Annotated in this window: 18 protein-coding genes and 1 riboswitch; of the genes, 5 read left to right on the top strand and 13 right to left on the bottom strand. The window is 43.6% G+C overall.

Going from position 1 to position 17,684, the window contains the following annotated elements; translation table 11 throughout:
* Positions 1 to 150 precede the first annotated feature (150 nt).
* On the top strand, positions 151 to 1,218 hold the full coding sequence (locus EV207_RS03945) for a branched-chain amino acid aminotransferase (RefSeq protein ID WP_132743866.1): 1,068 nt from the start codon (positions 151 to 153) through the stop codon (positions 1,216 to 1,218).
* Positions 1,219 to 1,374: 156 nt separating this feature from the next.
* Positions 1,375 to 2,325 (top strand): EamA family transporter RarD, encoded by a 951-nt coding sequence (rarD, locus tag EV207_RS03940; protein WP_207902912.1) that lies wholly within the window; start codon positions 1,375 to 1,377, stop codon positions 2,323 to 2,325.
* Between the two features lie 59 nt (positions 2,326 to 2,384).
* Here the strand turns inward: rarD and EV207_RS03935 are convergent, their stop codons facing one another.
* The 3 genes from EV207_RS03935 to EV207_RS03925 all read right to left on the bottom strand — a co-directional run bounded on the left by EV207_RS03935 (position 2,385) and on the right by EV207_RS03925 (position 6,460).
* On the bottom strand, positions 2,385 to 3,728 hold the full coding sequence (locus tag EV207_RS03935) for a GntP family permease (RefSeq protein ID WP_132743864.1): 1,344 nt from the start codon (positions 3,726 to 3,728) through the stop codon (positions 2,385 to 2,387).
* Positions 3,729 to 3,740: 12 nt separating this feature from the next.
* Positions 3,741 to 4,937 carry an iron-containing alcohol dehydrogenase gene (locus EV207_RS03930; RefSeq protein WP_132743862.1) on the bottom strand — a complete coding sequence of 399 codons (1,197 nt, stop codon included), beginning with the start codon at positions 4,935 to 4,937 and terminating at the stop codon, positions 3,741 to 3,743.
* Between the two features lie 119 nt (positions 4,938 to 5,056).
* The gene (locus tag EV207_RS03925) at positions 5,057 to 6,460 is read right to left on the bottom strand and encodes a sigma-54 interaction domain-containing protein (RefSeq protein ID WP_243646942.1); all 1,404 of its coding nucleotides are present in this window, start codon (positions 6,458 to 6,460) and stop codon (positions 5,057 to 5,059) included.
* A 149-nt stretch (positions 6,461 to 6,609) separates the two neighbouring features.
* Here EV207_RS03925 and EV207_RS03920 point away from each other — a divergent pair, with 149 nt between their 5' ends.
* The gene (locus EV207_RS03920) at positions 6,610 to 6,795 is read left to right on the top strand and encodes a DUF5370 family protein (protein ID WP_132743858.1); all 186 of its coding nucleotides are present in this window, start codon (positions 6,610 to 6,612) and stop codon (positions 6,793 to 6,795) included.
* Between the two features lie 42 nt (positions 6,796 to 6,837).
* Here EV207_RS03920 and cobT read toward each other — a convergent pair whose 3' ends face one another.
* The 10 genes from cobT to EV207_RS03870 are packed head-to-tail and all read right to left on the bottom strand — an operon-like array spanning position 6,838 to position 15,452.
* The gene (gene cobT, locus EV207_RS03915; RefSeq protein ID WP_132743856.1) at positions 6,838 to 7,872 is read right to left on the bottom strand and encodes a nicotinate-nucleotide--dimethylbenzimidazole phosphoribosyltransferase; all 1,035 of its coding nucleotides are present in this window, start codon (positions 7,870 to 7,872) and stop codon (positions 6,838 to 6,840) included.
* Complete coding sequence (locus EV207_RS03910; RefSeq protein ID WP_132743854.1) at positions 7,869 to 8,453, bottom strand: cob(I)yrinic acid a,c-diamide adenosyltransferase; 585 nt, start codon at positions 8,451 to 8,453, stop codon at positions 7,869 to 7,871. Before EV207_RS03910 ends, cobT begins: the two co-directional genes overlap by 4 nt.
* A 1-nt stretch (position 8,454) precedes the next feature.
* Positions 8,455 to 8,946: a bifunctional adenosylcobinamide kinase/adenosylcobinamide-phosphate guanylyltransferase gene (locus EV207_RS03905; protein ID WP_132743852.1), complete on the bottom strand. Its 492-nt coding sequence runs from the start codon at positions 8,944 to 8,946 to the stop codon at positions 8,455 to 8,457.
* Positions 8,898 to 9,524 carry a histidine phosphatase family protein gene (locus EV207_RS03900; protein ID WP_243646940.1) on the bottom strand — a complete coding sequence of 209 codons (627 nt, stop codon included), beginning with the start codon at positions 9,522 to 9,524 and terminating at the stop codon, positions 8,898 to 8,900. The genes EV207_RS03905 and EV207_RS03900 overlap by 49 nt, the downstream gene beginning before the upstream one ends.
* Positions 9,482 to 10,285 (bottom strand): adenosylcobinamide-GDP ribazoletransferase, encoded by an 804-nt coding sequence (gene cobS / locus EV207_RS03895; RefSeq protein WP_132743848.1) that lies wholly within the window; start codon positions 10,283 to 10,285, stop codon positions 9,482 to 9,484. The genes EV207_RS03900 and cobS overlap by 43 nt, the downstream gene beginning before the upstream one ends.
* Positions 10,273 to 11,802, bottom strand: coding sequence for a cobyric acid synthase (locus EV207_RS03890; RefSeq protein ID WP_132743846.1), 1,530 nt, complete (start codon positions 11,800 to 11,802; stop codon positions 10,273 to 10,275). The genes cobS and EV207_RS03890 overlap by 13 nt, the downstream gene beginning before the upstream one ends.
* Positions 11,803 to 11,830: 28 nt before the next feature.
* Complete coding sequence (locus EV207_RS03885; protein ID WP_132743844.1) at positions 11,831 to 12,400, bottom strand: bifunctional adenosylcobinamide kinase/adenosylcobinamide-phosphate guanylyltransferase; 570 nt, start codon at positions 12,398 to 12,400, stop codon at positions 11,831 to 11,833.
* Positions 12,397 to 13,494, bottom strand: coding sequence for a threonine-phosphate decarboxylase CobD (gene cobD / locus EV207_RS03880; protein ID WP_132743842.1), 1,098 nt, complete (start codon positions 13,492 to 13,494; stop codon positions 12,397 to 12,399). Before cobD ends, EV207_RS03885 begins: the two co-directional genes overlap by 4 nt.
* Complete coding sequence (gene cbiB / locus EV207_RS03875) at positions 13,491 to 14,471, bottom strand: adenosylcobinamide-phosphate synthase CbiB (protein ID WP_132743840.1); 981 nt, start codon at positions 14,469 to 14,471, stop codon at positions 13,491 to 13,493. The genes cobD and cbiB overlap by 4 nt, the downstream gene beginning before the upstream one ends.
* A 3-nt stretch (positions 14,472 to 14,474) precedes the next feature.
* Complete coding sequence (locus EV207_RS03870; RefSeq protein WP_207902911.1) at positions 14,475 to 15,452, bottom strand: ABC transporter substrate-binding protein; 978 nt, start codon at positions 15,450 to 15,452, stop codon at positions 14,475 to 14,477.
* A gap of 147 nt (positions 15,453 to 15,599) precedes the next feature.
* Positions 15,600 to 15,797: riboswitch (cobalamin riboswitch) on the bottom strand.
* A gap of 98 nt (positions 15,798 to 15,895) precedes the next feature.
* Here EV207_RS03870 and EV207_RS03865 point away from each other — a divergent pair.
* Both EV207_RS03865 and EV207_RS03860 read left to right on the top strand, forming a co-directional pair.
* Entirely contained in the window at positions 15,896 to 16,711 is an 816-nt protein-coding gene (locus tag EV207_RS03865; protein ID WP_132743836.1) for a VOC family protein, read from the top strand.
* Between the two features lie 38 nt (positions 16,712 to 16,749).
* The gene (locus EV207_RS03860) at positions 16,750 to 17,610 is read left to right on the top strand and encodes a DMT family transporter (protein ID WP_165886825.1); all 861 of its coding nucleotides are present in this window, start codon (positions 16,750 to 16,752) and stop codon (positions 17,608 to 17,610) included.
* Positions 17,611 to 17,684: the final 74 nt, after the last annotated feature.

The raw sequence follows: 17,684 nt of genomic DNA, 5'->3' as shown, positions 1-17,684 counted from the left end.
GCCCTATATACCCTTTTTTTAAATCTTATGATGCTTCATTCAATCAGGCTTTTATAAATTTCCAGACATTTAACACTTTGTTTTTATTATAACAATTGATATAATCGTCTATAAAAAATCAGATAGAGCCGCGAGAAGGAGATGCTCACCATGAATCAAATGATCGAACGTGTTAAAACGAGTAGCCAAAAGGAAAAGCCATCTGTTGATGCCTTGGGATTCGGAAAGTACTTTTCGGATTATATGTTTACGATGGACTATGAGACAGAAAAAGGCTGGCACAGTCCAAAAATTACACCTTACGAACCTTTGGTGCTCGATCCGTCCGCTATGGTATTTCATTACGGGCAAGCTGTTTTTGAAGGGTTAAAAGCTTATAGAACAGATGATGGGAAGGCACTGTTATTCAGACCGCTTAAAAATATTAAGAGGCTTAATTTATCCTGTGAAAGAATGAGTATTCCTACCTTGGATGAGGATTTGGTAATGGATGCGATCCACCAATTGGTGGAATTAGAAAAAGATTGGATACCAAATGGTGAAGGAACTTCCCTTTATATCCGGCCATTTATCATTGCTACTGAACCGTATTTGGGGGTAAGACCTTCTCATTCCTATAAATTCATGGTCATTTTATCACCAGTTGGCGCTTATTATTCCGGCCAGTTAAATCCTGTTAAGATCTATGTAGAAGACTATTATGTCCGCGCGGTGCCAGGAGGAGTTGGCCATGTTAAAACATCCGGCAATTATGCGGCAAGTCTAAAAGCGCAAAATAATGCCGAAGAACTTGGCTTTGAGCAAGTGTTATGGCTTGACGCTAAGGAGAAAAAATATATCGAAGAAGTCGGCAGTATGAACATCTTCTTTAAAATAAATGGCGAGGTCATCACCCCTAAGCTAAATGGCAGCATTCTCAGCGGCATTACGAGAGACTCTGTGATTGAGCTGTTAAAACATTGGGATGTTCCTGTCCGCGAGGAACGCATTTCTCTGGAAGATATTTTTAAAGCTCACGCAAATGGTGATCTAGAAGAAGTGTTTGGTTCAGGTACCGCAGCTGTCATTTCACCTGTTGGCGAATTAAAATGGGGGAATGAAAGCATAACGGTTAATGACAATAAAATCGGCCAATTATCCTTTCAGATCTATGACACAATAACAAAAATCCAATTGGGGAGGGCTGATGATCCATTCAACTGGACATTTGAAGTTTAACGGGGCTTCACTATTATACGGATCTCCTTTACGCACCTCATAATGGGGTGCGCTATTTTTTTTCGATTCTTAAAACATTTTTCTTGTGTTTTTTATATTAGCCTTCTAAACTATTCTTATTGGCATCATGTAAAGGCAGAAGGAGGTTTGCAAATAATGAAATCAGAGCACGCTAATGACCAAATGCTTGGGGCGATTGCGACCATCGCTGCATATGTCCTTTGGGGCGTTATGCCGATTTATTGGAAATTAATTGATGGCGCTCCAGCAGGCGAGATCTTAGCCCAGCGTATTGTATGGTCCTTTATCTTTATGATTGTTATATTACTTTTCACAGGCAAATTAAAACGTTTTGCTTCAGAGCTTCGCGCGATGCTCTTAACACCCAAGAAGCTGTTGATCATATCCGCTGCTTCGGTTGTGATCAGCATCAATTGGTACACATATATATGGGCAGTTGGACATGACCATGTTGTTCAGGCAAGCCTTGGCTATTATATTAATCCTCTTGTCAGTGTCCTGCTAGGCATGATCTTTTTAAAGGAAAAATTATCATTTTGGCAAATCATATCTTTTGCGATTGCTTTCATCGGTGTGCTTGTCATGGCGTGGCACGTTGGAACAATGCCTTGGGTTGCACTGGTCCTTGCCATTAGCTTTGGCCTGTATGGCCTGTTAAAAAAACTTGTCCATCTGGGAGCCATGACTGGGCTGACGATCGAAACACTAGTCATCACACCGTTTGCTTTAATCTATTTACTTGGCTTTCAAGGCGGAAACACAAACTTCGGTCTTGCTGCACCCGGATTGTCCGCATTATTAATCGGGGCGGGTATTGTCACTGCTGTACCACTGCTTCTTTTTGCCAGCGGAGCTAATCGCATTCCGCTATCTATGATCGGCTTTTTCCAATATATCGCTCCAACACTGATGCTGATTCTCGGCACATTTGTGTACCATGAAACGTTTAATCAGGATCAACTTGCAGCCTTTGTTCTCATTTGGGCATCTCTCATCCTTTATTCCGTTTCCAAAACCAAATGGCTCGTTAATTTGGAAAACAAGTTACGCCACAAGCAAAAACCATGCGCGGAAAAAAATATATAGAGAAAGAAACGCGAAAGCCAAGAGGCTCTCGCGTTTTCTTTCCTGCCGCAGGCATGCTATTAGAAAATCGAATATAAAATGACAGCTAGAATCAAAGCCGCAGTCGGCAGGGCAACGCTTAAATAAAAGACCGGCTTATAAGAACGTTTGTGGGTTTCCCCGCAAATTGTCCTAATCGTTGTCACGATATAACCATTATGGGGCAAAGAATCCAATCCACCAGATGCTAATGTTGAAATACGATGCATGGCACCGGGATCCAGTCCTTTTGCCAAATAGATCGGCGCTAAGATCGGCAAGGCAATGCCAAGACCCCCGGATGCTGACCCAGTAATAGCACAAATAAGAGAAATACCGATGGCAAGGCCAACAAGAGGCGGACCGGGAATATCAACAAGAGAATCAACTATTGATTGAAAGGCCGGAACCTTGGCCGCGACACTTCCGAAACCCACTACTGCACAAGTGTTGGCTGCAGCCACTAATGCATTTTGCGAACCGCTGGCCAATGATGGCCAATAATGGGGGACAAATTTCAGATTTAACACCCAGGTTAATAAAATCCCCAGTAAAAGGGACACCATCGCAGCTGAGGTAGAAGAAAGCCATTGTGCAGTAATATTTAAAATTATAATAACCATAATCAATGGTAAGATCGATAGGAATGGATTCGGCAGCGGCGTCTTTTCTCCTGTATCTTCAACATTTGCCTTTTCACCTGCCGCTGATACTTCCTCCAATGATTCTTTTGATGAGCTAAGTGACCAATCAAACCCTTCCCCTTTGGCAACCGCCTTCTTCACCATATACCCAAGCCAAAAGCCGCCGGCAATTAAAATAAGAAAACCAATGATAAAGCCAATCGCGCCACCGCCGGTTGGTGTCGTATGAAAGAACTTGGTTGGGATTAAGTTCTGGATTTCGGGAGATCCCGGGGATGTCATTGTAAAAGAGACGGAACCGAATACAAGCGCTGCCGGGATAAACCGATGCGGTAAATTCGCCTTTTTAAACAATGACACGGCAATCGGATAAACCGAAAAACCGACGACAAACAAGCTTACACCGCCGTATGTCATGATGGCACAGGCAGCGACAACCGCAAAAACAGCACGGCCCGGCCCCATTCTTCTGCTAACCCAATCAGCGATCGAGTCGGCGGCTTTCGTATCCTGCATAACTTTGCCAAACACCGCTCCCAACAGGAAGATTAAGAACCATGAAGCGAAATAGCCGGTAAAACCGTCCATGTAATATTTAGCCATCGCCGTTTCTAAATTAAGTCCCCCTGTCACAGCAACGACCACAGAACAAATAATACCCGCGACAATAATGTTAATTCCCCGCATTGTCAGGTAAATGAGCAGTCCCAAGGAAACAATAAGACCTATTGCACTTAACATCCGTGTACCCCCTTAATGTTTTAAATACGCCTTGGATTCAAAAACATAATGATAGGCTTCTTTATAAAGGTTCATAATGTCTTCTTTTGTCGGCACTTTCGGATTATTAGCCGGGCTACCGCTGTCAATAGCATCACTTGCCATTTTGTCCAGTGACCCATAAAAACTTTTTTCATTAATCCCCCATGCTTTTAGGCTCGGAATATCTAACGCAAAACAAAGCTTTTTTACGTCATGAACAAATTTTTCTGCAAGCTCAAATTTTGAAAGCCCTTTCAAATCTTCATAAAGGAAGCGGCTAATGCCTGCTAATCGGTCAATACAACCCTCTTGGCTGTATGTGAGCACGATGGGAAGCAGCATGGCATTTGATATGCCATGAGGCACATGGAATAATGCACCGATCGGACGTGACATGCCATGGACTAAGCAAACGGATGAATTGGAGAATGCCATCCCAGCAAGCATGGCACCGTAGGCCATTCCTTCCCGGGCTCTAATATCTTCTCCATTGCTATAGGCGCTCTCGATATTCTCCATGATCACCTTAATGGCGGATAGAGCAATTTGATCTGTATATGGCTGATGCTGCCGGGAGAGGTAAGCTTCAATCGCATGGGTGAGTGCATCAATCCCAGTCGCTGATGTGACACCTTGTGGTGATGACAGTGTTAATTCCGGATCAACAATAGCTTTTTCTGGCAAAAATGCCGGCTGCTTGATCATCATTTTCGTATCTGTTTTGGTATTTGTTATCACCGTGACATCGGTTGCCTCAGATCCAGTACCGGCTGTCGTTGGAATGGCTATGATCGGGATTCCCCTCTTTTCAGCCACCCTCTTATTATTCATGTAATCACTGATCACAGCGCCGTTCGTTGCTAATATAGAGACAGCTTTAGCTGTATCTATGCAGCTGCCTCCACCTACTGCAACGAGCACATCGCAGTTTTCCTGCTTTAACAGCTCCAGAGCCTCGTAGACGAAGATGTCTGTCGGTTCTGAGCTAATATCCAAGTATTTAACATGCGCAAGTCCTGAACATTCAAGGTATTCTTCGCATTTTCGGACATACCCCAGCTTTTCCATCATGCGATCACTGATGATTAAAACTTTGTCCCCTAAACCTTTAGCTTCCGCACCCAAGTGTTGCAATGCCCCCGCACCGTAGAATGTTGCTTTCGGCATTTGCAGCTTATAGCTTGTCATAACTCTCCCCCTTTATTTGTGATTACGTTTGAACATGCAATTGCTATGCCAAAAGCAGTTATTGTATTTTTCCGAAGTCTCCCTCTCATTAGTGTAGAAAAAAGGCAACATTGTCGCTTTTAATGTCGCCTTTTTTCTACATAGTCATCATGCCTTTTTAACTTTTTATAAAGTGTTGACCGGTGAATGCCTAGAATAGCGGCTGCTTTTGATTTATTTCCGTTAACCCTGCCTAAGACCGTTTCGATCATAGCCTTTTCATTTTCCAATTTATCTTTTTTAAAATCAAGTGAACGATGGGCATCAGCCAATAAAGGGGGTTTTCGAAAGCCATACTGTTTTATATCATCAGGCAAATCGTCGAAATGGATCATGTCATCCTCAACCAGCGTTACCAGGCGTTCAGAGACATTAATAATTTCCCTGACATTTCCGGGCCAGTGATAACTGATCAATTTTTCTGCAGCAGGCTGGGTCAGGGACTTTGTTAGGAAGCCATATTCTTTGCAAAATTTATTAAGATAATGGGTAATTAGAATCGGTAAGTCCGCTTTTCTTTCACGAATGGGAGGGATATTGAGGTTAATCACATTCAGGCGGTAATACAGATCTTTGCGAAATGTTCCCTTGTTGACCATTTGTTCAAGATTCTGGTTTGTGGCAGCAATGATTCTGACATTAATTTTTTTCTTTTTATTGCTGCCGACTTTTTCAATTTCTTTCTCTTGTAGGACCCTTAAGATTTTCGTTTGCATATGAATTGGCATATCACCTATTTCATCTAAGAATAACGTCCCGTTATCCGCCTGTTCAAATTTACCTATTTTGCCGTTTCTTTTGGCTCCGGTAAATGCGCCTTCTTCGTAACCAAAGAGTTCAGACTCTAGCAGATTTTCTGGAATAGCAGCACAATTCACACTGGTAAAAGGACCATCAGCAAATGAGCTCAGTTGATAGATCGCTTTTGCAAACAGCTCCTTTCCCGTACCGCTTTCCCCAGTAATAAGAACTGTGGCCTTTGTTTTTGCTGCTCTTCTTGCCATGCTTTTACATTCAACTAATAGATTGCTTTCCCCAATAATCGGTTCAAATGTCAATGGGCTTTCATCCGGATCTTCATCACACCGATCCGGGCTGTTGGATGGCCTCACTAATTTACTCACATTATCCAAAATTTGATACAAATCTGATACACCTTCAAAGATATTAATCCCGATGGCGCCGCAAACTTCATTATTTTGGAACATTGGGATGCGATGAACAACCATCTTTTGCCCTTGTATCTCTTGAATTTTTTCTCTTTCTGCTATACCTGTCTGGACAGCTATATGCATTCGGGTGTTCTCAATAATATTTGTTACTGGCTGTCCGATAATATCTTTATCCTTTACCCCTAGAAAGTTTTTATATGCACGGTTCATTTTCGTTATTTTCGCCTCTTTATTTACAACAACAACACCCTCATATGTATTATCCAGAATAATCTCAAGAAGTTCGGAACATGAGAAATTGTCTCCGTTCATTTTCAAGTTATCCCCATCCTTTTTATTTTCATCACTCTATTTTAACATAAATCTAACTTTTCATACTTTTCAAACCGGTTGATAGTCAGATCGATGATTGAATAACGATGCATTTGTTTGGAAAAATAGCAATGAAAGGAGATTAGACTATGGGTGCCATACAAAGAAATGGTTATACATTCGATGTAGAATACAGTGTGATGCTGCAAAAGGCTGCTGTTCATGTCTATAAAAACGGGGTATTCATTAAGGAAATGCCATTTAAATTTACCGGAATGGATCCTGATCCGGAAAAAGTCGAAGAAGTGGTTAATGCTTTTTTTGACGGTCAATAGAAAACACGCCTGGATGTATTTTCCGGCGTGTTCCCGTCATTTTTATTCTTTGTTGGTTACTCCTGCGGAATCGAACGTTGCCATCCCGCTTAAAATATTCGTTGCAGCTTCTAGCAGCGGAAAAGCTAAAGCGGCACCGCTCCCTTCCCCCAATCTCATGCCGAGATCCAGCAAAGGCATTTTGCCTAGCATTTGAATGACTAAATCATGGCCGGGCTCTGTTGAAAGGTGCCCGATAATCATGTAATCAGCCGCCCCAGGCGAAATCCTTTCTGCAAGAGTCGCTGCTACCGTGCTGATAAAACCGTCTACAAGAATAGGGATGCGGTGAGCGGCTGCAGCAAGCATGGCACCAGCCATACCGCCAATTTCTAAACCTCCGATTTTTGCCAGCACATCAATTGGGTCGTCTGGATCCGGACTTCTCAATCTTATAGCTTTTTTTATAACTTGCTGTTTGTGCTTGATTTTCTCGGTATCAATGCCAGTGCCGGGTCCTGTTATCGTCTCAATCGGTTTTCCGCTTAAAACAGCCATGATCGCACTGCTGGATGTCGTATTGCCGATCCCCATTTCACCGGTAATAAGACATTTAATAGCATCATGACGGATCATCATTTCTGTTTCTTCCCTACCGATATTAAGGGCTTCAATCGCTTCTTCTCTTGTCATCGCGTCTTCAACACAAAAGTTGTTTGTCCCGCGTTTGATTTTTCGCGTGCTTAACTCTATACCATCAATGTCGGCTGCCACGCCAATGTCAACGATTTTCAAAGCAGCGCCGATCGACCGACTTAACACATTGATCGCCGCCCCGCCTGATAAGAAGTTCGTAACCATTTGCGCCGTCACTTCTTTTGGGTATGCTGAAACGCCTTCCGATGTACAGCCATGATCGGCGGCAAATACGATGACACCGGGCGGGGTGACAGCCGGAAACACTTGGCCGGTTATTTCTGCCAACTGTACAGCCAATTCTTCTAATCTTCCAAGACTGCCTTGCGGTTTTGTTAATGTCTGATGGTATTGCCGGACTTCTTCTCCTCTTTGTTTATCAAGCTTTTGTATCGTCATCATTCTTTTTCCTTCCGCTTTCCATCGCGAAAAACTTTGGCACTTCTGATATATTCCACGTCCTTTTGGCCGGCGCGATGATTCAGAACCCTGGCTAATGCAAAGAAGTAATCAGAAAGACGGTTAAGATAACGCTGTGCTAAAGGAGCGACATTATCGTCTTCCTTCACCAAGCTGACTACCAGGCGTTCAGCCCGCCTTGTGACAGTTCTCGCAATATGAATGGCAGCTGCCGCTTTCGTTCCTCCAGGTAAAATAAACCGTTCCAACTTTGGTGTTGACTCGGTATATTTATCTATCTTCTTTTCGAGATAATCAATCATCTCTTCTTGAAGTTTGTATGGCCGTTTGTGGGCTTTATTAGCCAAATCACCGCCACAATCAAACATTTCATGCTGAATTTTTTCCAAATCTTCAAGAATATCATGAAAAGTTTCTTGATCAAGCTCCGCCATCGCTTGGCCGACAAAACAGTTGGCTTCATCGACTGTACCATAAGCTTGGACACGGAGGTCATCCTTATCTACCCGTCCGCCGATAATGCTTGTTTGCCCTTTATCACCCGTTCTTGTGTAAATTCTCATGTTACTTCCCCTCCATTTTCAATGTGTTTGCTACCCCATACCAAATAACATCGACCCGCTTTGAGAAGTCTGTTATATCCTGATAGCACCAGCCAACATAATCTCGAAAACGTCTAAGTGAACGTTCAACAGGCACAACACCTTTTCCTACATCTGTTCCTATTATAACAATACGGCGTTGATTGTTCTCGATTTCCCAGCGCCGCCACATGTGAAAAACACTCCTCCACCTCTCACGGCAAAGATCATCATTCTTCTCTTGCGCAAGTAACTGCTGAATAAAGCGTTCCAAACCTTCAATGACCGTTATCGGTTGAAAGCCCTCTGTTTCGGCTAAGGTATCTAGCGTAGCAACCTTCCTATATGACAGGATGTCTGCCTTCAACGGGGGATAGGCTGACAGCCAAAGGCTATCTGATCGATTGGCCAACCCATAATGTCCGGTTACCCATTTGCGTTTGCCATTATAGGCACCGCCTGTAACGAAGTGCATCGCTTCCCCTCCACTATTTGCCTTCTTATGCCAAATAAATTGTAACCGGCGCCAGGCTCAACCTTCCATTCCCAAAAAGGTTTGCTTTCAGGTGCGAACGATTCAAGCAACACTCTGACCGGTCCGCCATGTGATATAATGACCAAATGCTTAATTTGGGTATCATTGAAGGCCTTTACAGCAAATTTCCAGCTTTCTATAACACGGCATTTGAATACTGAATAACGTTCACCGTTTGGCGGGTTTGTTTGGAGCGGATTTTCAAGCCAGGCCCGATACACATCCAAGTCCTTCAATTCTTCATATGTCTTCCCCTCCCAATCGCCAAAACTCATTTCTCGAAACCCGCGATCAATTGTTTTTGGTTGATGAGGGTAAATCAGAGCCGCTGACTCAAGACATCTGGCCAAATCACTGGAAATAACAGCATCAGCCGCGGGATAGCTTGCCAACCCTTTTCTCAAACGCTGTTTTCCTTCAGCACTAAGCGGCGCATTCATCCAGCCGATATAAGCCTTTTTCTTATTTTTTTCGGTTAAGCCGTGACGAAGACATGTAACAGCCACAAGATCATCCATAGCCACGTTTCCCCTCCTTCAACAGTCGCACCAAGTGTATCCCCCGTTATGCCACCGAATTGTTTGCTTATAAACCGGTGTGCAGCAAGTCCAAATATAACTGCTGCTGCCATTAGTACAACCACTTGAAAAACTAGGTGCTGCGAGCAGAGCATTGCTAAAATAAACAAAACGATCGCATAACCTAAATAAAAAAAGCTGTCACGTGCGGATATTGCCTTCTTAAAAAAGCTTGCCAGCCCATTTTTTTTTGCCGGCTCGGTAAATATCATCACATAACCCATCACAGTTCGAGATAAAAAGGGAATTAGGATAATAAGAGCTAAATCAGTAAGCTTAACATCATAGATTGTTTCACCAATGAGCAGAAATCGCCAAGCTAACATAAATAACAATGATAAGACGGCAAATGCTCCTACATGCGGATCCTTCATAATCTCAAGACGCTTGTTACGGTCACGAAAAGAAAAGTAGGCATCACTGCAATCCATCCAACCGTCAATATGCAGGCCTCCCGTTAAAGCAATGGATAGTGTCAATATTATTAGCGCCATAATCTGGCTAGAAAAAGGGGTGTATCCTTGCATGAGCCATAGGACTAAAGCTAAAATCAGGCCGAACCCCAATCCGATTAGCGGATAAACCCGGATACACCACCTCAGGCGGCCATTGTCAAGATCGATGTCTTTAGACACCGGGAAGATGGTGAAAAATTGCAATGCGAGCAGTAACCCATCCACGCTTTCCCTTAACTTCCGCATCGATGTTCGCGCTCCTTCTGCCAATCCTCCATCACCTTGACAACGTAATCAATATCAAGCGCCTGCCGGATCTGGCTTGCAAGTCTGTCATAACCAGCTTCGCGCTGATTTTGGACCGTCACTTGTTTTGGCGATATCCCCTTTTCCTTCCGTATGTTGTTCAGCCAATGATTTCGCCAATCATCATTATAAAAGAGGTCATGAAAATAGCTGCCTATTATTCGGCCATCACGGGCATAAGCTCCTTCCTCACTGCCGTCATTATGACATATAAAAGGTACGACACCCTGACAATTCTTATCAAACGATGTCGCCCCAAGGTGAATTTCGAACCCTTTAATAACGATCCCTTGCAAACCTGTCAGCGGATGAAGCTGACCTTTACTTTTAACTGTTGTTTTTTCAGCAAAAAAGGTTGTCGTCATCGGCAATAAGCCAAGTCCGCTGATTTCATTGCCGGCCAAACCCGTATCAGTTCCAGCTTTATCCGCTATTCTTTTGCTAAGCATCTGGTAGCCGCCGCAAAGGCCAATAATCCAACCGCCCTGATCCGCATAATGGATAATTCGGCGGTCTAGCTTGCGGGCTTTAAGCAAACGCAAATCATTAATAGTGCTCCTTGTCCCAGGGATAATCACCGCATCGGGATGTCCAAATTGATCTAACGTTTCCACAAAACGAACTGAAACTTCATCCTCATATAAGAAAGGTTCAATATCCGTAAAATTAGAAACGTGAGGCAATCTGATCACGGCGATGTCCAAAGGCTTTGAACCGGCCGTTTCAAATTTTGCGGTCATGGACAAGGCATCTTCGCCTTCAATTTTAAGATTGTCAAGATGCGGAACAACACCGACAATCTTAATCCCAGTCCGTTCCTCAAGCCAGGTCACGCCGCTTTCAAACAAAGCAATGTCTCCCCGAAACTTATTTATGATAATGCCTTTAACGCGCTCCCTATGCTCAGGCTGGAGCAATTCAAGTGTACCGACGATGCTTGCAAATACCCCGCCCCGTTCGATATCGGCGATGAGAAAAACAGGGACATCGGCCATTTCGGCAACCCTCATATTTACTAATTCGCGGTCATTCAAATTGATTTCCACAGGACTTCCCGCACCCTCAATGACGACTAAATCATAAGCTTGGCTAAGGATAGCAAGTGATTCATTGATCACCTCACATCCTTTTTGATAAAATCTGCTCCGGTAATCGCTTCCTGAATAGGTCTTAAATGATTTTCCAAGCAATACGACCTCAGATGTCTGATCACTTCTAGGTTTTAGCAAAATAGGATTCATATGTACCGTGGCCTTAATGCCGCAAGCCTCAGCTTGGACACCTTGGGCCCGGCCAATTTCTCTTGCATCATCCGTCACATAGGAGTTATTTGACATGTTTTGCGATTTAAAGGGGGCAACACGATAGCCGAGCTGGGATAAGATCCGGCAAAATGCCGTAGCCAAGACACTTTTTCCAACGTCTGAAGATGTTCCTTGCAGCATGATCCCTTTCATGGTTGTTCCTCCTTCCTTATGAATGGCGCTAACCTTTCATTTTCACGGGACAGCCATTTTCTATCAGAAAAGCTTGGTCACAAATCGAAACAAGCTGTTGATGCAGAAGCCCTAATAGCCTAAGGTAAACCGTGACGCCGTGATGGTTTGCAGGCGGGTCGAAGAATAGTTCATTCGAAACAATGATAAGCATTGAGCCATTCTCTTCAATTGCTTTTATACTATCCAAAATATCTGTGTACACATCTTTCTGGAAAGCTTCCCTTTTCCATTCGGTCTCGTCTAATCCAGGGTCGAAGAGTTGATTGCTTAACCATGTCGTTAAGCAATCAAGCAGGATAACATCATCTGAATTGAAGCGATTAGCCAATTCATTAAGCGCGCGCGGCTGTTCCCATGTTTGCCACTCCACTCCGCTATACTGTCGCAGTTCCCGGTGATGCCTAATTCTATCAGCCATTTCTTTGTCATTGTTTTCACTCGTTGCAATAAGATGCAAATGGTCAGAATCTGGAGCTGTCTGAACGGCAAGCTTTTCCGAAAAAGAACTTTTGCCGCTTCTTACCCCTCCGGTAACAAATATAAGTATTATGATCACACCCTTTTGTCTACGAAACTGTCATAGCGCCACTTCTCTAGAATGGCAAGCAATTGATCATTTTCTTCCTTCATTTTAATAGAAAATCTTAAATATTGATTATCCAAAGTGATGAAATTAGCTGTATGTCTAGGAATGACACCGTTTTTAATAAGATAGACAATTAAATGATCCAACCGCTGTTTTTTTCGGTCTCGAAAAAGAAAGTAATTGACCGAGCTGTCAGAGATGACATAATCAAGTTCCCTGAGGCGGGTTGTGACACGGTCTCTCTCTTGAGCTATATAATCCACTGTCGTTTTTCGGTGCTCTTGGTCTTGTATGCACATTTTGCCGATCGACTGTGCTAAGGCGTTAACACTCCACTGCGGCTGGCAGGCTTTAAGCTTATTAATAACTTGTTCATCAGCCAGGAGATAACCGAGCCTGATACCGGCAATGGCATACATTTTCGTCAAGGATCGAAGCACAATTAAATTTTTGTACAGTTTGACGAGCGGGGCAACTGTGATATCGTTCTCACAAAAATCGTAAAAGGCTTCGTCAATGATGACCATAACGCCAGCCTTCTGTGCTCCTTGAATAAGTTTTAAGATTTCGGAATAGGAATAGATGGCGCCTGTTGGATTATTGGGGTGACAAAGAAACAGTGCCCTCTTCCCTTGTAAATGTGGTAATATCAGATCAGCTCTTAATTGCCACCTCTCCTTTTCAGAGAGGGCAAAGGATTCAATCCGACAATGGAGTGATTTGCAAGATGATGCGTATTCAGAAAACGTGGGATCAACGACGAGAACCTCGCTCCCGGTTAAAAATCTTGCCAGCAGCTGGATCAGTTCTGCTGCCCCATTCCCCGCCAATATCTGTGTTGATTTCAACCCTGTTTCTTGAGATATCAGGTCCCTTAGCTCCCTAGCGTTTGGATCCGGGTATCCCGAAATGTGTTGATATAATTCATGCCACACTGTTTTAAGAATCGCGGGCGGACCCAATGGATTGATATTAACGCTAAAATCCAAAGCATGGTTTGTCTGTTCTAAGCCAAGCGCCTCCAAAAGGTGTGTTGGATTTGCGCCGTGTGCCGGCAGCTTCATTGCAGGACAACTCCCATCCAATTATAAATAAGCAGCGACAAACCAGTCATCACCCAAAGAAACATGACGAAAAAAATCGTTGTGCTATTCATAATCGCAATAGACTTAATAATATGTTCCTTTTGTAATGAAACAAGCTTTCTGCCCATAACAGCCCGGTTTGAGACAACCCCTTGGTAGCGATTTTCCCCTCCCAATTGGATGCCGAGAAGAGCGGCCACTGCCGTCTCTCCCCAGCCGCTGTTTGGACTTGGATGCTTCTTCGCATCCCTTTTTACAACCATCCAACACGCCTTGCGAGTTTGGCCTGCCGCCGGACGATTGACTATGACCATTAACAGACTTGTCACCCTGCTTGGAATCCAGTTGAGAATATCATCCATTTTGGCAGAGGCAAATCCAAATTGTTCGTACGTCTTATTTTTGTAGCCAACCATTGAGTCACACGTGTTAACAGCTCTATAGATCATCGCAAACGGACCCCCGCCGACCATGGCCCAGAACAGCGGTGCCGTGATGCCGTCACTTGTATTTTCAGCGACAGTTTCGATCGCACCCCGGGTAATTTCTTGCTCAGCAAGCCCTTCTGTATCTCTGCCAACTATCATACTTAAGTCCCTTCGAGCCTGATTTATCTCCCCGCGGGCGAGCGGTTTGTAAACGTTCAATGCTGCATCCTTCAATCCCTTTTGGGCAATGGTTGTTGCAATCATCACCGTTTCGATGATTATCCCAATCATGGGATGAATCCGGTAGGCAGCGGTTAATATGGCATAAGCTGCTATAAATACAATCAGAATTAAGATAGCGAGAAATAACATCCCTTTGATCTTCCTGCAGGCCCCTTTATTCCATTTCTGGTCAAACAAACTGATTATTTTGCCGATCAAAATCACTGGATGCGGCAGCCATTTTGGGTCGCCGATCATCTTGTCTAAAAGAACTGCAAATGTTGCGGCAATCACTGAATTTAACATAGCTTATTTTTTGAAAACGTCCGGGTAAACCGCCTCGGCCATTTTTTCTAATCCCTCGGCAAGCCTTGGGCCCGAACGAGAAACGAGATCTGATTCTACATTATATACCCTTTTATTTTTAACAGCGGAGACGCCGCTCCAACCGCTTCGGTTATAGACCTGCTTAACTGCGCCTTTAACATAATAACCATATGTCAGCACAATGACATCCGGATTGGCTTTTACAACCGATTCACCTGAATATTTCACCCAGCCTTTTTTTTCAGCTGCAATATTCTTGGCATTTATAATATCAAGCATTTCATCCATGAACGTCCCTGAGCCGGCTGTAAAAATATTTGGCGGAGCTGAGACTTCGATCCATACCTTTACACGATCCTGCTTCGGGATCTTATCAGCCTTCACTTTTATTTCTGCGACTTTTTCTTTCATGCCATCAATAATTTCTTTAGCCTTTTTTCCTGTTCCAGTTGCTTTGGCAATCAAATGAATAGATTTATAGACATCTGCAAATGATGCCGCATCATTAACCACGAGAACTTCAATGCCGGCTTGACGCAGTTGTTTCAACCCAGCACTTGAATTATGGGCATTAGAAGCAGTAGCCAGAACAAGATCCGGTTTTAAAGAAACGACCTTCTCAATATTAATATCCTTGCCGCCAACTTTTTCTTTGCTTGCCGCTGCTTTAGGATAATTATCATAATCGGACACACCGACAATTTTTTTACCAAGACCTAGGGCAAACGCTGTTTCAGTATTGCTGGGAATAAGGGAAACGATCCGTTTGGGTTTTTCTTTTATAGTAAGCTTTTTGCCGTTCGCATCCGTTACCGTCACCGGAAACTCTTGCTTGGATTGTTCGGCATGCTTCTGACTTTCGGCCTTTTTATCTGACTGGCCTTCTGTTTTTTGCCCCCCGCAAGCTGCAAGGACAAGGATAATTAGGAATATTGGCAGTAACCATAATCGTTTTTTCATGTGATAGCTCCTCATTATGAATATATGTTAAAATTTTGCAAATTAAAAAACATCCCCTTATAGGAGATGCTGGCCTGCGCAAATGTAAATACTGGGTCCTTTCCAGTAATATCCGTCCGCTGTACCACCTTCCTATCCTCGTAGGTTTTTGGCGTTTTCGAACAGGCAGGTCTCCTGACTCATGGTCATCACTTCCTACGCCTTCCCATACATTTAAAAAAATGACAGTGACGCTTTTTGGTAGGTTGCTCGCATTTACAGTGGCGGGACCGTGCCGGACTTTCACCGGGCTTCCCTTTTAATCAGCAAATATTACTTTGCTGAGCCTGTTCTCAAATCATTATTTCATTATATCTACTAAACTACTATACTTATTATAGGTTACAACACTTTAGTGAGCAATCTTTTTTTTTAGTGCCAGGCACGAAAAAGGAGGAATTGACATGACATTATCATTTGACCACCTTGTCCATATGACTGAAAGGCCGGAAAAAGCAGTACAAAAACTGCAAGCGCTCGGTTTCCATGCGTTGAACGGCGGCCGCCATCCTAATTGGGGGACATACAACGGCATCTGCCATTTTGATTTGTCCTATATTGAATGGATTGGTTTCGATAACAAGGACATTGCGGGCAGTGTTCAGGATAACACCCTTATCCAGCAACTGGTGGCCGAACAAGCGTCAGGGGAAGGCTTTTACCGGATCGCATTAAGGACCAATAATATGGCAAAAACAGCAGCTGAACTTAAAAGCAGGGGTCTCGTATGTCATGGACCTGTCGCTGGCAGCCGTAAGAAAAGTGATGGGACACTCTTAGAATGGACGATGCTTTTCATCGAAGATCCGGCATCCCCAGACCGATACAACTTGCCATTTATCATTGATTGGCAGCAGTCTGATCAAGACCGCAGAGCAGCTCTTAAATGCCAGGGCATACTTAAGCAACATGCTGCCCAAAGGGCATCACTGGAAAGGGTGGCTGTCGCTGTTCATGATTTGGAGAAGACCTTATCGAACTGGGAAAACTGGTTTGATTTACGTGTCACCCAAAAATGTAAAAACACCCTGCTCCAAGCTGAATGTGCCGAGGTCGATCTGGAAGGGACCCGCCTTATATTTTGCACGCCAATCGGTCCCGGAGTGGTTAAAGATGTCTTGCATACACGAGGGGAGCGTCCCTTTTTAGCCGCTGTTTCAGGGAATGGCCAAAAGCAAATAATAGAGGTCTTCGGCGCAACATATCAATTAAATATATAATCCCAAAATCGCATTTTAGAAGTTAGGATGTGACACTCGTGGACACGTTAGCTTTGGTATTGGTCCTGCTTTCGTCAATTATTCACGCAACATGGAATCTCATTTCCAAGAAAGCGGGCGGCGGTCATATCTTTATTTGGCTGCTGACTTTGATGGGCACGGTCATTTACACCCCCCTTGCCATTGGCTTAGTTATATGGACTAAGCCTCATTTCAGTACAATTGACTGGCTTTTTGTTACCATCGGAACGATCATTCACATTTTCTATTTTTTAACCTTGCAAAAAGGGTATGCTAAAAGTGACTTTTCAGTTGTCTATCCTATAGCAAGAGGCGTCGGACCGATGATCGCCACGGGTTTGGCTGTTATTTTTTACAATGAACGGCCTTCGCTGGTTGTTTTATCAGGCACTGTCATCATCGTGCTCTCCGTGTTTTTGATTTCCGGAGGCATGAATGTGATAAAAGGCCATGCCAACCTTACAGGTGTGGCCTATGGCTTATTAGTCAGTCTGTTTATCGGAATGTATACAGTTTGGGACAAATACGCCGTCAGCACCCTTCTCATCGCACCGCTCATTTACGATTATTTCAATACCCTTGGACAATTCATTCTTCTAACCCCTTCAGCATTATTGCAAAGAGATAAGATAAAGGCTGTGTGGCATCATTATAGGTGGCACGCACTTGGTGTCGGGACATTAAGTTCCTTAGCCTACATACTCGTTTTAACAGCGCTTGCGATAGCACCGGTCAGTCATATCGCTCCTATCAGAGAGGTTAGTATATTAATAGGTGTCATATTCGGGGTGGTCTTCCTTAAAGAAAGTGCAGGCAAAAAGCAAATTCTTTTTGCTAGTTTAATGGTCATTGGTGTCATTCTTGTGGCAACAGGTTGAAATTTTGATAAATGGCATCCAACCATTCACTTATAGTATGATATGATTGACTTTTGGAACATGGAAATGGAGGA

Origin of the sequence: Scopulibacillus darangshiensis (assembly GCF_004341035.1) — a bacterium.
Taxonomy (GTDB): domain Bacteria; phylum Bacillota; class Bacilli; order Bacillales; family Sporolactobacillaceae; genus Scopulibacillus; species Scopulibacillus darangshiensis.
The sequence above is the reverse complement of the archived record's forward strand: the minus strand, read 5'-3'. Positions and strand labels throughout refer to the sequence as shown.